General features: G+C 71.4%; 11 protein-coding genes. 3 read left to right on the top strand and 8 right to left on the bottom strand.

Annotated features, from left to right (window positions below; genetic code table 11):
• Positions 1-29 precede the first annotated feature (29 nt).
• The 5 genes from ACIRPU_RS00775 to ACIRPU_RS00755 form a co-directional block, all read right to left on the bottom strand.
• The gene (locus tag ACIRPU_RS00775) at positions 30-1,460 is read right to left on the bottom strand and encodes a S28 family serine protease (protein WP_403859817.1); all 1,431 of its coding nucleotides are present in this window, start codon (positions 1,458-1,460) and stop codon (positions 30-32) included.
• Between the two features lie 156 nt (positions 1,461-1,616).
• On the bottom strand, positions 1,617-2,000 hold the full coding sequence (locus tag ACIRPU_RS00770) for a hypothetical protein (RefSeq protein WP_403859814.1): 384 nt from the start codon (positions 1,998-2,000) through the stop codon (positions 1,617-1,619).
• Between the two features lie 133 nt (positions 2,001-2,133).
• Positions 2,134-5,853: an ABC transporter ATP-binding protein gene (locus tag ACIRPU_RS00765; protein ID WP_403859811.1), complete on the bottom strand. Its 3,720-nt coding sequence runs from the start codon at positions 5,851-5,853 to the stop codon at positions 2,134-2,136.
• Positions 5,854-5,995: 142 nt separating this feature from the next.
• Entirely contained in the window at positions 5,996-7,090 is a 1,095-nt protein-coding gene (locus ACIRPU_RS00760) for an esterase-like activity of phytase family protein (protein ID WP_403859808.1), read from the bottom strand.
• Between the two features lie 57 nt (positions 7,091-7,147).
• Complete coding sequence (locus tag ACIRPU_RS00755; protein ID WP_403859805.1) at positions 7,148-7,999, bottom strand: serine hydrolase; 852 nt, start codon at positions 7,997-7,999, stop codon at positions 7,148-7,150.
• A 175-nt stretch (positions 8,000-8,174) separates the two neighbouring features.
• Here ACIRPU_RS00755 and ACIRPU_RS00750 point away from each other — a divergent pair, with 175 nt between their 5' ends.
• From ACIRPU_RS00750 to ACIRPU_RS00740, 3 genes are all read left to right on the top strand, one after another.
• The gene (locus tag ACIRPU_RS00750) at positions 8,175-10,520 is read left to right on the top strand and encodes a glycosyltransferase family 39 protein (protein WP_403859802.1); all 2,346 of its coding nucleotides are present in this window, start codon (positions 8,175-8,177) and stop codon (positions 10,518-10,520) included.
• A gap of 210 nt (positions 10,521-10,730) precedes the next feature.
• On the top strand, positions 10,731-11,534 hold the full coding sequence (locus ACIRPU_RS00745; RefSeq protein ID WP_062648243.1) for an endonuclease I family protein: 804 nt from the start codon (positions 10,731-10,733) through the stop codon (positions 11,532-11,534).
• A 245-nt stretch (positions 11,535-11,779) separates the two neighbouring features.
• Complete coding sequence (locus ACIRPU_RS00740) at positions 11,780-12,130, top strand: peptidase inhibitor family I36 protein (protein WP_403859798.1); 351 nt, start codon at positions 11,780-11,782, stop codon at positions 12,128-12,130.
• Between the two features lie 3 nt (positions 12,131-12,133).
• On the opposite strand, the gene ACIRPU_RS00735 is transcribed toward ACIRPU_RS00740, so the two are convergent.
• Genes ACIRPU_RS00735 through speB form a run of 3 tightly spaced genes read right to left on the bottom strand, consistent with a single transcriptional unit; the run spans position 12,134 to position 15,481 of the window.
• Positions 12,134-12,805, bottom strand: coding sequence for a DinB family protein (locus ACIRPU_RS00735; RefSeq protein WP_403859795.1), 672 nt, complete (start codon positions 12,803-12,805; stop codon positions 12,134-12,136).
• Positions 12,806-12,830: 25 nt separating this feature from the next.
• Positions 12,831-14,516: a thiamine pyrophosphate-binding protein gene (locus ACIRPU_RS00730; protein ID WP_403859792.1), complete on the bottom strand. Its 1,686-nt coding sequence runs from the start codon at positions 14,514-14,516 to the stop codon at positions 12,831-12,833.
• Positions 14,513-15,481, bottom strand: a complete 969-nt coding sequence (gene speB, locus ACIRPU_RS00725) for an agmatinase (protein WP_355701519.1) — start codon at positions 15,479-15,481, stop codon at positions 14,513-14,515. The genes ACIRPU_RS00730 and speB overlap by 4 nt, the downstream gene beginning before the upstream one ends.
• Positions 15,482-15,494 lie beyond the last annotated feature (13 nt).

Raw genomic sequence — 15,494 nt, 5'->3', positions numbered from 1 at the left:
CGCCGTCGGTGATCAGCCCTCGACGGACGTCACGGGCGCAGCGCGGGCTCCCGCTCCACGTCCCGGACGTCCAGCTTCGCGTCGAACTTCGCCAGCGGCTCGGCCTGGGAGACGGCGGTCGGCGCGACGCCCGCCCAGGCCAGGATCCGGGCCGTGGCCAGCGCCTTCTGGTCGGCGACCAGGCCGGCGACGTTCGCGCCGTGGTTCAGGCCGGGGGCCGTGAAGACATAGCTGTCCTTCGCGCCCTTGCCGAGCCCGAAGCGTTCCGCGCCCCACGGGTCGTTCTGGCCGTAGACGAAGAGCATGTGGTGGGCGTTGTGCCTGACCCACGTGTCGACGTCGCGCATCGCCCGCGGCTGGAACCTCATGGTGATGTCGCGGGGGACGAAGTTGCGCGGGGGCTGGTAGCCGTAGCGGATGTACTTCTTCTCGATGGACGGGAAGTGGATGGTGGGGGCGCCCAGTTGGGTGCCCGCCTGGTAGTAGTACGGGGTGTACGGGGACAGGCCCTGGTCCGTGTAGAACGAGAAGCCCGAGATCGTGTCGATCGACGTCCAGATCTCGTCGTCCGTCGCCGTGGCCGCGTCCGCCGGGATCGACTCGCAGTCGGACAGCAGGCTGTACTGCCAGAAGCCCCAGACGTAGTCGAGGACGACCGCCTCGTAGGCGCGGTCCAGGCTGCCGATGGTGGTGAAGGTGAAGCCCTCCGCCGCCGCGTAGTCCGCGTACTTCTTCTCCAGCGGCTCCCGGCGCACCAGCGCCTCACGCTGGACGGCGTTCAGGCGGTCGCGGCACTCCTCGGTGCCGACGCTCGCGAAGAAGCGGTCGTAGGCGGAGTCCTCGTCGTTGACGACGTCGTTCGGGGCCACGTAGGCCACCACGCCGTCCATGTCCCTGGGGTAGAAGCGCTCGTAGTAGGTCGCGGTCATGCCGCCCTTGGAGCCGCCGGTGGAGATCCAGTTCTTGGTGTAGATCTTCTTCAGCGCCTTGAAGATGCGGTGCTGGTCGCTCGCCGCCTGCCAGATGTCCAGCTTGGACCAGTCGGCCGGGTCGGGGCGGGAGGGCGTGAAGAAGCGGTACTCCATGGAGACCTGGTTGCCGTCCACGATCTGGGTGGGCTCACGGCGGCTGGGATTGGTGGAGACGTTGTAGCCGCCGGTGTAGAAGACCGTGGGGCGCGCGGTGTCCTTGTGCAGCACGGTGATCCGCTGCTGGAACGTGCCCTTGGCGGGGTGCCGGTGGTCCACCGGCTGGGTGTAGTTCAGGACGAAGTAGCGGTAGCCGGGGTACGGCTTCTCCTCGATCAGGCTCATGCCCGGTACGGCGAGGAGCTGGTCCTTGATGTCCGTGCCGGCGGTGGCCTTGGGCTCGGCGGCGGTGGCCGCCCCTGCCGTGGCCGCCGTGCTCAAGGTGCCTATGAGCACCGTGAGCGCCAGCAGCCATCTGAGCGCCTTGCGCATGCGCGTGCACCCTCCCTGTGAGACAGATGTGCGTCGCCGGAAGCTATCGGAGCAACACCCGTCACACCAGAGGGGGTTGACGCGTCGCGTCGGTCCACCGCGGTGGATTCGGCCGAGTGATCGGCCAAGGAATCGGCAGAGGAAGCGGCCGAGGACTCAGCAGAGCATCCAGCCCGAGCGGTACGAACCGCCGGCCACCGCGCCCGTCACCCGCACACACCGGTGCCCCGCGTAGACCCTGGCCGGCGGCGAACTGCGCGTGTGCCTGCGCGACTTCGACACGGCGACATGGCCGCGCGCCTGCACGCTCACCGAGATCAGCCGCTTGGTGCCGGGGTTCTTCTGGACGGTGACGGCACAGACGTAGCCGCCGTCCTTGTAGACCAGCACGGAGCCGGTGGAGAAGGGCAGGCTGCGCACCTTGCGGCCCGTGCAGGACGCGGCGGAGGTCGCGGCCTGTGCGCTGCCCGGCGCGACCACGGCGAGCAGCCCCGACACGGTCAGCAGGACCAGCCCGAGCACCAGCCGCCGGACTGTCACGCTTCTCGCACCTGTGCCCACGGTCCCCGCCCCTCCCACGCCCGTCGTACTCACGATCGCCGTATCAACGATCGCCGTACTCACGATCGCCGTACTGATGTACGGACGCACGAGGCACGCCGAACGGTTGCCCTCACACCGCCGCGGGCTCGTCCTCGCCGACGAAAGTGCGCCAGAGGCGGGCGTACCTTCCGCCCAGGGCCAGGAGCTCGTCGTGGGTGCCGTCCTCGACGACCCGACCGTGATCCATGACCACGACGCGGTCCGCTCGGGCGGCGGTGGTCAGGCGGTGGGCGACGACCAGTGTGGTGCGGCGGCCGGCCAGGCGGTCCGTCGCCTGGTTGACCTGGGCTTCCGTGGCCAGGTCGAGGGCGGCCGTCGCCTCGTCGAGGAGCAGGACGTCCGGGTCGACGAGTTCGGCGCGGGCCAGCGCGATCAGCTGGCGCTGGCCGGCGGAGAGGTTGCGGCCGCGCTCGGCGACCTCGTGGAGGTAGCCGCCGTCGAGGGTGGCGATCATCTCGTGCGCGCCGACCGCCCTGGACGCCGCCTCCACCTCGGCGTCGGTGGCGTCGGGCCGGCCGTAGGCGATGGCGTCGCGGATCGTGCCGGGGAAGAGGTACGCCTCCTGCGGGACGACGCCCAGCCGATGGCGGTACGAGGTGAGGTCGAGGGAGCGCAGGTCCGTGCCGTCGACGGTGACCCGGCCGCCGGTGGGGTCGTAGAACCGGGCCACCAGCTTGACCAGGGTCGACTTGCCCGCGCCGGTCTCGCCGACGAAGGCGACGGTCTGGCCGGCCGGAATGCTCAACTCGATGCCGGTCAGGGCCTCTTCCTCCTCGCCGTACTTGAAGTGCACGTCCTCGAAGGCGATCTCGCCGCGCAGCGAGAGGACCTCCTGCGGCTCGTCGGCGGGCCGGGTGGACGTCGGCTCCCGGAGCAGCTCCTGGATCCGGCCCAGGGAGACGGTCGCCTGCTGGTAGCCGTCGAAGACCTGGGAGAGCTGCTGGACGGGGGCGAAGAACAGGTCGATGTAGAGGAGGTACGCGACCAGCGCGCCGGTGGTGAGGGTCGCCGCGTCCACCCGGCCCGCGCCCACGATCAGGACCGCCGCCGCAGCGACCGACGACAGCAGCTGCACGAACGGGAAGTAGATCGAGATCAGCCACTGGCCCCGGATACGTGCCGCGCGGTAGCTCTCGCTGCGCTCCGCGAACCGGGCCGCGCCGTCCCGCTCGCGCCGGAAGGCCTGCACGATCCTGAGCCCGGACACCGACTCCTGGAGGTCGGCGTTGACCGTCGACACCCGCTCGCGGGCGAGTTCGTACGCCTTCACGCTCGCCCGGCGGAAGAAGTAGGTGGCGACGACCAGGGGCGGGAGCGTCGCGAAGACGACCAGCGCGAGCTGTACGTCGATGACCAGCAGGGCGCCCATGATGCCGAAGAAGGTGACGACCGAGACGAAGGCCGTGACCAGGCCGGTCTGGAGGAAGGTGGAGAGGGCGTCGACGTCCGTCGTCATCCTCGTCATGATCCGGCCGGTCAGCTCCCGCTCGTAGTAGTCGAGTCCGAGACGCTGGAGCTGGGCGAAGATCTTCAGCCGGAGGGTGTAGAGGACGCGTTCGCCGGTGCGGCCGGTCATCCGGATCTCGCCGGTCTGCGCGATCCACTGCACCAGCACGGCGAGCAGCGCGAGCAGCGAGGCCGCCCAGACGGCGCCCAGCGCCGCCCGGGTCACGCCCTGGTCGATGCCGTGCCGGATCATCACCGGCAGCAGCAGGCTCGTCCCGGCGTCGAGGGCGACCAGGCCGAGGCTGACGAGGAGGGGTGCGCCGAAGCCGCGCAGCAGCCTGCGCAGGCCGTACGACGTCTCCGGCCGGACCGCCTGGCGCTCGTCGACGTCGGGGGTGCCGACGGCCGGGGGCAGCGCCTCGATCTGGGCGAGCAGCTCGGGGGTGGCCGGCATCCCGGAGAGGGCGGTGTCCTTCGGCTCCCGGTCGCCGGTCCACAGCCGGGGGGTCACCCCGCGCTCGGCGTCGAACTCGGCGTCCAGTTCGTCGCGGACGGACGTGTCCTCGCCCGACGCCACCGGCTGGGCGTGGCCGGGCGAGACCCCGCCGAGCTCGTCGGGGTCGGTGAGCAGGCGGCGGTACAGCGCGGAGCGCTCCTGGAGCTCCTCGTGGGTGCCGAGGTCGGCGAGGCGGCCGGCGTCCAGGACGGCGATGCGGTCGGCGAGGTTGAGGGTGGAGCGGCGGTGCGCGATGAGCAGGGTCGTGCGGCCCTGCATGACCTGTTTGAGGGCCTCGTGGATCTCGTGCTCGACGGCCGCGTCCACGGCGGAGGTCGCGTCGTCGAGGACCAGCAGGCGCGGGTCGGTGAGGATCGCCCGGGCGAGCGCGACCCGCTGGCGCTGGCCACCGGAGAGGGTGAGGCCGTGTTCGCCGACCGTCGTGTCGTAGCCCTGGGGCAGCTCGGCGATGAACCGGTCGGCCTGGGCGGCGCGGGCGGCCGCCTCGATCTGCTCCTGGGTGGCGTCGGGACGGCCGTACGCGATGTTGGCGCGGACGGTGTCGGAGAAGAGGAACGAGTCCTCGGGGACCAGGCCGATCGCGGCCCGCAGCGAGTCGAGGGTGAGCTCGCGGACGTCGTGGCCGCCGATGAGGACGGCGCCCCGGGCGACGTCGTAGAAGCGGGGCAGGAGGAGGGAGACGGTGGACTTGCCCGAGCCGGAGGAGCCCACCACGGCGAGGGTCTCGCCGGGGCGGATCTCGAAGGTGAGGCCGTCGAGGACGGGCCGGCCGGGGTCGTAGCCGAAGGTCACGTCGTCGAACTCGACGGTGGCGGGGGCGTCGGCGGGCAGGTCCTTGGCGCCGTCCTTCATCGACGGTTCGGTGTCGATCAGCTCGAGGACGCGTTCGGTGCCCGCGCGGGCCTGCTGGCCGACCGTGAGGACCACGGCGAGCATCCGCACCGGGCCGACGAGCTGGGCGAGGTAGGTGGAGAACGCGACGAAGGTGCCGAGGGTGATGTGGCCGCGCACGGCCAGCCAGCCGCCGACCGCCAGCATGGCGACCTGGCCGAGGGCGGGGACGGCCTGGAGGGCGGGGGTGTACTTCGCGTTCAGGCGGATCGTGCGCAGCCGGCCGGCGAAGAGCCGGCGGCCGACCTCGCGCAGCTTGCCCGTCTCCTGGTCCTCCTGGCCGAAGCCCTTCACGACCCGTACGCCGCTGACGGCTCCGTCGACCACGCCGGCGACGGCCGCCGCCTGGGCCTGGGCGTACCAGGTGGCGGGGTGGAGCTTGGTGCGGCTGCGCCGGGCGATGTACGCGAGGGCGGGCGCCACGGCGAGGGCGACCACGGTGAGCGGGAGGGACAGCCAGGCCATGACGACCAGGGAGATCAGGAAGAGGAGCAGGTTCCCGATCGTCATCGGGAGCATGAAGAGCAGACCCTGGATGAGCTGGAGGTCGCTGGTGGCGCGGCCCACGACCTGGCCGGTGGACAGCTCGTCCTGACGTCGGCCGTCGAGGCGGGTGATCGTCTCGAACATCTCGGTCCGCAGGTCGTGCTGGACGGCGAGGGCGAGGCGGCCGCCGTAGTAGCGGCGGACGTAGGTGAGGACGTAGACGAGGACGGCGGCGGCGATCAGGGCGGCCGCCCAGGGGCCCATGCCCCGGGTGTGGTCGCCGATCACATCGTCGATGATCACCTTGGTGACCAGCGGGACCAACGCCAGGACGGCCATGCCGGCGAGCGAGGAGCCCAGCGCGAGCAGGACGTCCGCCCGGTGGCGCCAGGCGTATCCGGCCAGTCTGCGCGCCCAGCCTCGCCGCTGCTCCCCCTGCTGCACTGCCACGCCGGTGCCTTCCTGTCGTCCAGTCGTCCTGGTCTGCCAGTCCCAGTCGTCCTGGTCTGCCGGAAGGCACCAACGCCGAAGGAAGCGGATTTCATCCCTCCGCAACAATCGGGGGCCGTGCGGTCAGCGGCGGTCGGCGCGGTCAGACGCGTACGCGCAGCCGGTAGAAGCGCGTCGTCTGTGCCGCGTTCTGGTTGTCGTCGCTGGCCAGGAGCACCTCCAGACGCCCCTTGGCGCGGCCCGTGATCACCATGGCCTCGATGTTGTCGAGGAGCGGGTTCGGCTGGGGCTGCTTGGCGGTCGCTCCCAGTGACGGGCAGTTCACGATGTCGGCGAGGAGCGTCTTCCGCACCAGCCGCACGCCGTCCTGGCCGGTGAGGTTCGCGACGCCGCCGGTGTCCGTGGCGTGCCGGGGGTCGGCCACATAGAGGCGGACCGTGTTGCCGACGCCGGTGGTGAAGCCGCGCTCCAGGACGAGGAGCCGGCCGTCGGGCAGGGCCTGGACCTCGGGGACGCCGAGGCCGGAGTCGGCGCGGTAGGCGTACTGGGCCGAGAGCGCGAACCGGCCGTGGTGCCGCTGCCAGGTCTGGAAGCGGACGATGCCCGCGCTGTCTCCGGAGATCGCGTACTCCATCGACGCGAGGAGGGTGCGTCCGCCGGGGAGAAGGGTGAGGCCCTCGAAGGTCTGGTTCGTGGTGGCCCGCCCGGCGGGGGCCACGAGGAGCGAGGACGGGACCGGGAGGCGGTCGAGGATCTCGCCGTCGCGGCTGTAGCGGCGGATGGACGGCTCGGTCTCGGAGGTGATCAGACGGGTGCCGTCACCGTCGATGGCGAGGCCCTCGCTGTCGAGTGCGGCGCCGTTCTCGTCGGCGAGCGGGACGACCGACCTCGGGGCGCGGGTCTTCGCGTCCAGGCCGAAGAGCGAGGAGCGGTCGGAGAGGGCCGCGAGGGAGCCGATGGGGGTCCCCCCGCTCGACCGAGGCCGAGAGTGGGGGAGGTCCAGGGCGAGCGCGGAGAAGTTGCCGACGAAGGCCCCGTCGAAGGTCGTCTTGTCGAGGGCGTCGGAGAAGCCGTCGAGGGAGACGGCCGGTGAACAGGCGTTGCTCGGGGCCGTGTTGGTGGCTGTGTCCGTGGCTGTGCTGGTGGCCGGGTGGGCGTTCGCGGGCCCGGCGGCGGTGAGAGTGGCTGCCGCCGCCAGGCCGGCGGTGAGGGTGGCGAGTACGGTTCGCAGGCGCATGGGCGTCACCGTAGGTCGGGTCGGTGACGTGCGGTGGGACACCGCGTAAAGGCTCGCTCAGGAAGCGGCCAGGTCCTTGTGGATGACCTTGGCGACGCCCTGAATGGTCGTGATGCCGTAGTTCATCGTGCTGTTGCCGTGGGTGAGGACGGTCATGACGTAGTCGTGGCCGCCGCCCTTGAAGGTGCCGACGCTGTGCACCCGCCAGCCCTGCGTGGCACGCGACAGCCACCCGTTCTTGACGTGCCAGCTGACCCCGGCCGGCCGACCGTAGGGGGTGCCCCAGCGCTGCGACGAGATGACCTGGCCCATCAGCGTGTTGACGTAGGCGCGCGAGGCGTCGGTGAGGACCGTGTTCTTGGCGGTGAGCAGCTTCAGCAGTTTCTGCTCGTCGGTGACGGTGATCTGGGTCAGGCCCCAGTAGCCGTTCGCGCCCGGCTTGGTCTGCGTCATCTTCGCGGCGGTCAGAAAGTTCTTGATCTTCGTCGTGCCGAGCTGCTTCCACAGGGTGGAGGTGGAGGCGTTGTCCGACTTGGTGATCATGGCCGTGGCGAGGGTCTTCTCACGGCTGGTCAGCGCCCGGCCGGTCTTCTGCGCGTCCCACAGCAGCGCGGAGAGGACGGTGACCTTGACGACGCTGGCCGAGTCGAAGGCGGTGGAGGCACGCAGGGTGCAGGTGGTGTTGGTGGTGCGGTCGTAGAGGCCGACGGCGATCGTGCCCTTGCGGTTCGCGAGTGCGGCGGTGATGTCCTTCTTCAGCTTGGCCGCGAGGCCGGCCCTGGCCGACGTACAGCTCACGGTGGGCGTGGCGGCCTCGGCGGGTGCGGCGGCGGCCACGCCGGTTATGAGGACGCCGGCGGTGAGCCCGGCGCCGAGCAGCCTTCTGCTTCTTCGTGTCCGGTGAGTCATGACCTGTTGACACACAGGTTCGTACGAAAGGTTGTACGCATCGCCCAGGTTGTGCGCATCACCTCGGATGTTGGGGAAAGCCTGGGCAACCCGTTACCACGGCCTGTGCGTTCTCACAGGCGGCAGCCAGCTCGACCACAGCGACCACCCACAACGGCCGTACAGCATGCGCAGGGTGACATCTGCCACCGATCCACTCCCCCACCCGACCGTGCCCCCCGCCGTGTCCCCGGACCGGTCGCCGCCGACGGCCTCCGGACCGGCCCCCGCGGTGCCCCCGCCGGACAAGGCGCCGCGCTGGTCGCTGCCCGCGCTGATCGCGATCATGATCCTGGCGGGGGTGCTCTACTCCTGGAACCTGTCCGGGTCGAGCCTCAACAGCTTCTACAGTTCCGCCGTCTACAGCGGCACGCAGAGCTGGAAGGCATGGTTCTTCGGCTCGCTGGACGCCGGGAACTTCATCACCGTCGACAAGCCGCCGTTCGCGCTCATGATCATGGGCCTGTCCTGCCGGATCTTCGGGTTCGGCACCTGGCAGATGATGGCGCCGGAGGTGGCGGCGGCGCTGGGCACCATCTGGATCCTGCACTCCTGCGTGAAGCGGGTCTTCGGACACGCGGCCGCCGCCGTCGCGGCCCTCGTGCTCGCGCTGACGCCGATCACCGTCGCCATCAACCGCGACAACAACCCTGACACCGTCCTCGTCCTGCTGATGGTGTCCGGCGCGGCCCTCGCCCTGCGCGCCACGCGCGACGACCGGCTGCTGCCGCTCCTCGGCTCCGCGGTCTGCTTCGGGCTCGCCTTCAACACCAAGATGCTCCAGGGCTACATCGCCCTGCCCGCCGTCTTCGCCGTCTACCTGTACGCGTCGAGGCTCGGCTGGAGGAAGAAGGCCGTGAACCTGGCGCTGGCCGCCGTGGCGCTGGCCGTCGCCAGCTTCTGGTGGGCGACGGCCGTGTCCCTGGTGCCCGCCGACGACCGGCCGTACATCGGCGGTTCGACCGACGGCAGCGCCTGGGACCTGATCATGGGCTACAACGGCCTGGGCCGGGTCCTCGGCGGCGAGGGCAACGGCGGGGGCGGCGGAGGCGGCGGCTCGTTCGCCGGGACCGCGGGCATCGGCAGGATGTTCAACGACGTGCTCGGCGGCCAGATCTCCTGGCTGATCCCCTTCGCGGGCATCGCGCTCGTCGCCGGCCTGGTGCTGTGCGGCCGGACGCCGCGCACCGACCCGACCCGCGCCGCGCTGGTGCTGTGGGGCGGCTGGCTGGTGCTGCACTACCTGACCTTCGCCATGGCCGAGGGCACCATGCACCCGTACTACACGACCGCGCTCGCCCCAGGCATCGCGGCGCTGTGCGGGGGCGGCGGCGTCATGCTGTGGCGCGCCTTGCGCGGCGGTGACGCCCGCTGGTCGTGGGTGCTGCCCGTGGGCCTCGCGGTCACCGCCGGCTGGGCGATCGTGCTGCTGCGGCGCGCCACCGGCTGGAACACCTGGCTGTGGCCGGTCGTCGGCGTGGTCATGGTCCTCGCGATCGTGGGCCTGTTCGTCCTGCGGTCCGCGAGCTCGGGCACCAGGGTCCGGCTGCTCGGCGCGTCCGTCGCCGCGGCGATCGTGGCGGCCCTCGCCGGTCCGACGGCGTACGCCGCCTCGCCGGCCTTCGGTTCCTCCAGCGGCATGATGGGCGGCACCAACCCCACCGCGGGTCCGTCCACCGGTGGCGGCATGGGCGGTCCCGGCGGCGGCGGTGGCCGGGGCGGCTCCGGCGGCGGTCCCGGCGGCCAGGCACCCGGCGGCACGCAGCAGGGCGGCCAGGCGAACGGCGAGTTCCCCGGCGGCGGGGGCGGCCAGATGACGCCGGGCGGCGGCAACGGCGAACTCCCGCAGGGCGGCGGCGCCCCCAGCGGTGCGCCGAGCGGCGGCCAGGGCGGCACGAACGGGGAGTTCCCCGGTGGCGCCCAGGGCGGCGGCGAGAGCGGCACGGCTCCGGGCGGCGGCACCGGCGGTGGCCCCGGCGGCGGTACGGGTGGCGGGGGCGGTATGGGCGGTGGCGGCATGGGCGGCGCCGACAGCGAGCTCATCTCGTACCTGGAGAAGCACCAGGACGGCGCCACCTGGCTGATCGCGGTCTCCAACTCGCAGAGCGCGGGCCAGATGATCCTCAGCAGCGGCAAGCCCGTCATCTCCATGTGGGGCTTCACCGGCAGCGACCAGGCGATGACCCTCGCCAAGCTCAAGGAGCTGGTGAAGAAGGGCGAGCTGCACTACATCCAGCTCAGCGGTGGCGGCGGTATGGGCGGCAACAGCAGCCTGAACCAGGAGATCACCGCCTGGGTGCAGAAGAACGGCACGGCGGTGAAGGAGAGCGCCTACAGCTCGACGTCGAGCTCCACGTCCGGCTCGGGCACCGCGTCCGGCTCCGGCTCGGAGACCTCCGGTTCGGACGCCTCGGGCACGGAAACCTCGACGCAGAGCAACCAGTCGACGATCTACCGACTGGACGCCTCGGACGTGAGCTGACCGAAGCGGCCCAACGGTCCGGAACGGCCCCTGACTTGACGGTCAGGGGCCGTTTCGGCGTGGAAAAGCGCGTTCAACTCGCGTAGACAAGGGGCAATTTGCCGGTTCCCGTCACCTGATGGACATGTCAGATTCATTGCCATGACCGCATGTGCATGTCACTCTCCCGATTGCCGCCTCCAATCAACCCGCGTAGATCGGACACCCCACATGCTGGCGACACGCATACGCCGATGGAAGTCGGTGGCCCTTGCCACCACTGCCGTCCTGGTCGGTCTCACCGCGCCCGCGCTCACCGCGACCCCCGCCGCGGCGACCACGACGGCCTACGACTCGACGTACTACAAGAACGCGGTCGGCAAGACGGGTACGAGCCTGAAGTCCTCGCTGCACACGATCATCAGCAGCCAGACGAAGATCTCGTACTCCGCGGTCTGGGACGCTCTGAAGGCCACCGACCAGGACCCGAACAACAGCAGCAACGTGATCCTGCTGTACAGCGGTGTCTCGCGAGCCAAGTCCCTCAACGGCGGTGACGTCGGCGACTGGAACCGCGAGCACACCTGGGCCAAGTCCCACGGCGACTTCGGCGAGGTGACCGGTCCGGGCACGGACCTGCACCACCTGCGTCCCGCGGACGTCCAGGTCAACAGCATCCGCGGCAACCTGGACTTCGACAACGGCGGCAGCGCGGTCACCAACGGCGGCGGCAGCACCGTCGACTCCGACTCCTTCGCGCCGCGCGCCGCGGACCGGGGCGACGTGGCCCGCATGATCCTCTACATGGCCGTGCGCTACGAGGGTGACGACGGCTTCGCCAACCTGGAGCCCAACGAGAAGGTCGGCAACGGCAGCAACCCGTACATGGGCAAGCTCTCCGTCCTCAAGGCGTGGAACGAGGCGGACCCGCCCAGCGCCTTCGAGGAGAAGCGCAACCAGGTCATCTACGACACCTACCAGCACAACCGCAACCCGTTCATCGACCACCCGGAGTGGGTCGAGGCGATCTGGTAGCACCGGTAGCAGCTGGAGCGCGACTGCGGAGGGGCTGAACTGCCCTTGAGAACAAGGGGGTTCGGCCCCTTTCGGCATGCACGGGCACCATCCCGCCCCAGGAGCCCCTGTGTTACGTCACCGGTTCCCTCACACGGGTGAAGCCGATCTCGGTCCCGGGCATGTCGCCCGGCCCGGAGGCAAGGGTGGGGACGGGCTCCGGCGCATCAGCCGGAGCCTCCCGACTCCCTTTTCCGGAGGCCTTCTTGAAGCTTCGCGCCTGGTCCTTCGCCGCCGCACTCGCCCTGACCACCCTCACCCTGCCCGCCCACAGCGCCTCGGCGGCCGCGGCACCGTCCTGCCCCGACGGCTCGATCTGTTTCTACAGCGGCGAGAACTTCCGCGGCACCAGCTGGGAGTGGCCCGCCCGCAGCGGCTACCGGGACATGCCGCCCGCCCTCCACGACCACGTGGGCTCCTTCGTCTCCAGCACCCGCGCCTGCTTCATCAACTGGGGCCCGGTGGAGAAGCGGAACGTCTTCAACGCCGACTACCGCCTGCGCTACCTCGGCGACTTCGGCGGCCGGATCGACGCGGTGGGTCCGGGCGCCTGCTGAGCCCTACCGCTCGCTCTCGCCCACGCCCTCGCCGCGGGGCGCGCCGTGCCAACGCCACCGCGTGAGGCGCGCGTGCCCCGGGATCTCCCCCCGTCCGGTGGCCCACAGCAGAGTGGGCCACCGGTCGGGGCCGGCCGGGGCGTCCGGGAAGAGCCTCGCCAGCACCCGGTCGCACAGGCCGGCGTCCGGCTCCCACCGGAAGCCGAGCCCCTCGGCGACGTCGTGCAGATGCACCAGCGTCTCGACGACGCCCATGGCGGCGAAGCCCTCGGGGTCGGAGGCCCCGAAGACGTGATGCGACCTGACGCTCGCCGGTGTCGTACGCGCCATGGCGGTCAGCAGCGCCCCACAGGCCTCCAGCACCCGCGCGAGTCCGGCCGCCCCGGCCGCCCGGTCCGCGAAGATCACGTTCGCCGGGGCGCCGGGCCGCTCCGCGCGCCAGACGAAGGGCACCTCGGTGTCCGACGGCGCGCCCCGCGGGCCCAGTTGGGCGGCGTAGGCGAACAGGTCGTCGGCCAGATGCTCGACGGTCTCCCAGCAACTCCAGTCCAGGGAACCGGCCTTGGCGTCCCAGTCGGCGGCCTCGGCCCCCCGCAGGGCGGCCACCGCCGACCGGACCGCCTCCTGCACGTCGTCGGCGGTGACGGGGCCGGGTGATCCGTGTGCTTCAGACATGGCGGGACCGTATCAACGGTCTTCCCTAGGACAGGTGCGTGGGCGCGAACATCCGCAGCACCGCCGGGAGGAGGACCACCGAGGGGCCGGGCGTCGCCAACGCCTTCGCCAGGTCCGCCTCCAGGGTCTCCGGAGACGTCCGCACCCCCGGCACCCCGAAGGACTCCGCCAGGGCCACGTAGTCCGGGCGGGCCAGTTCGGTGGCCGTGGGCTCACCGAAGGCGTCGGTCATGTACTCGCGCAGGATGCCGTAGCCGCCGTCGTCGACGATCAGCCAGGTGACGTTCAGGCAGTACTGCCTGGCCGTCGCCAGCTCCGCGATCGAGTACAGCGCGCCGCCGTCGCCCGAGACCGCCAGCACCGGGCGGGTCGGGTCGGCCGCCGCCGCGCCCAGCGCCGCCGGGAAGCCGTAGCCCAGGCCGCCCGCGCCCTGGGCCGAGTGCATGTGGTTGGGGCCCTTCGCGTCGAAGGCCGACCAGGCCCAGTACGCGAGGATCGTCATGTCCCAGAAGGACGGGGAGTCGGCCGGCAGCGCCCTGCGGACCGACGCCAACACCTCTTGTTCCAGGGTGAGTTCCTGGGCGGCGATGCGGTCGGCGACCTTCGCCAGGACCTCACGGACGCGCTCCGGGACCCCCGGCCGCGCCCGCTCCACCACCGTCTCCAGCAGCGCCTGCAACGCCAGTCGCGCGTCCGCGTGGATGCCGAGCGCCGGATGGTTCGACTCCAGCTTTCCCAGGTCCGCCTCGATCTGGACGACCCGGCCCCGCGGCTTGAACGTGTGGTAGTTGGAGGAGAGTTCGCCGAGCCCCGAGCCGACGACCAGGAGGACGTCCGCGTCCTCGAGGAAGTCGGTGGTGTGACGGTCCTCGATCCAGGACTGGAGCGAGAGGGGGTGGTTCCAGGGGAACGCCCCCTTGCCGCCGGGTGTGGTGACCACCGGGGCCTGCAACACCTCCGCCAGCTGCTTGAGCTTGCCCGAGGCGTCCGACCGTACGACCCCGCCGCCCGCGATGATCGCCGGACGGGCCGCCTTCGACAGCAGGTCGGCTGCCACGGCGGTCAGTTCGGGGCGCGGCGGCAGCTCTTCGGGAAAGGCGTCGCCGCCGGTCACCACCGGGATCCGGGTCTGGGCCAGCAGCACGTCCTGCGGGATCTCCACCCACACCGGGCCGTGCGGCACGGTCAGCGCGGACTTCCAGGCCGCCTCGATCGCGGACGGGATCTGCGACTGGGTGCGGACGGTGTGGACCGACTTCACCACGCCGCGGAACGAGGCCGCCTGGTCGGGCAGTTCGTGCAGATAGCCGTGGCGGCCGCCGCCCAGGCCGGGGGTCGGGATCTGGCTGCTGATCGCCAGCACCGGCGCCGAGGCGGCCGCGGCCTCCTGGAGCGCCGCGAGCGAGGTGAGCGCGCCCGGGCCCGTCGACAGCAGCAGCGGGGCCGCCTCGCCGGTGATCCGGCCGTACGCGTCCGCCGCGAACCCCGCGTTGTTCTCCACCCGCAGGCCGATGTACCGCAGCGTCGAGCGGCGCAGCGCGTCGAACATGCCGAGCGCGTGCTGGCCGGGCAGCCCGAAGACGGTGGTCGCGCCCAGTCCGGCCAGCGTCTCCACGACCAGGTCTCCGCCGTTGCGGCCGGCGGGAGGGTTCAGAGCAGCGGCGATCTGCGCCTGAGTCGGCCGGAGCACCAGGTCGTGGTCGTGAGTCACTTCGCGCGAGCCTCGGCAATCTGTCGGGACATGATCGTGGTCAGTTCGTACGCCGTGTGGGACGCGGCCACCGACGTGATCTCCGCGTGATCGTACGCGGGGGCCACCTCGACGACGTCCGCCGAGACCAGGTTGCACGAGGCCAGGCCGCGCAGGATCTCCAGGAGCTCGCGCGAGGTCATGCCGCCCGCCTCCGGGGTGCCGGTGCCGGGGGCGTGCGCCGGGTCGAGGCAGTCGATGTCGATGGAGATGTAGAGAGGGCGGTCGCCGATGCGCTGACGCAGCTGGTCGGCGATCTCGTCGGCGCCGCGCCGGTACACGTCCGCCGAGGTGACGATGCCGAAGCCCAGCTTCTCGTCGTCGGTCAGGTCCTGCTTGCCGTACAGCGGGCCGCGGGTGCCGACGTGGGAGAGGGCCTCGGTGTCGAGGATGCCCTCCTCCACGGCCCGGCGGAACGGTGTGCCGTGGGTGTACTCGGCGCCGAAGTAGGTGTCCCAGGTGTCGAGGTGCGCGTCGAAGTGGAGCAGGGCGACGGGGCCGTGCTTCTTCGCGACCGAGCGCAGCAGCGGCAGCGCGATGGTGTGGTCGCCGCCCAGGGTCATCAGGCGGGCGCCCGTGCCCAGCAGGTCGTCGGCCGCCGCCTCGATCGTCTCCACGGCCTCGTGGATGTTGAACGGGTTCACCGCGATGTCGCCGCCGTCCGCCACCTGGGCGAGGGCGAAGGGGGAGGCGTCCTGCGCCGGGTTGTACGGCCGCAGCAGCCGGGACGCCTCGCGGATCGCGTTGCCGCCGAAGCGGGCGCCCGGCCGGTAGGAGACACCCGAGTCGAACGGCACGCCCACCACGGCGACGTCGGCGCGGCCGACCTCGTCGAGGCGGGGCAGCCGGGCGAAGGTCGCAGGTCCGGCATACCGCGGGACGCGGGAGGAGTCGACGGGGCCGCGGGGCGTCTCGTTGCCGCTCATGGTCACATGCTCT

Origin of the sequence: Streptomyces sp. NPDC102259, from assembly GCF_044766465.1 — a bacterium.
Lineage (GTDB): Bacteria > Actinomycetota > Actinomycetes > Streptomycetales > Streptomycetaceae > Streptomyces.
This window is presented reverse-complemented; position numbering and strand designations above follow the sequence as displayed.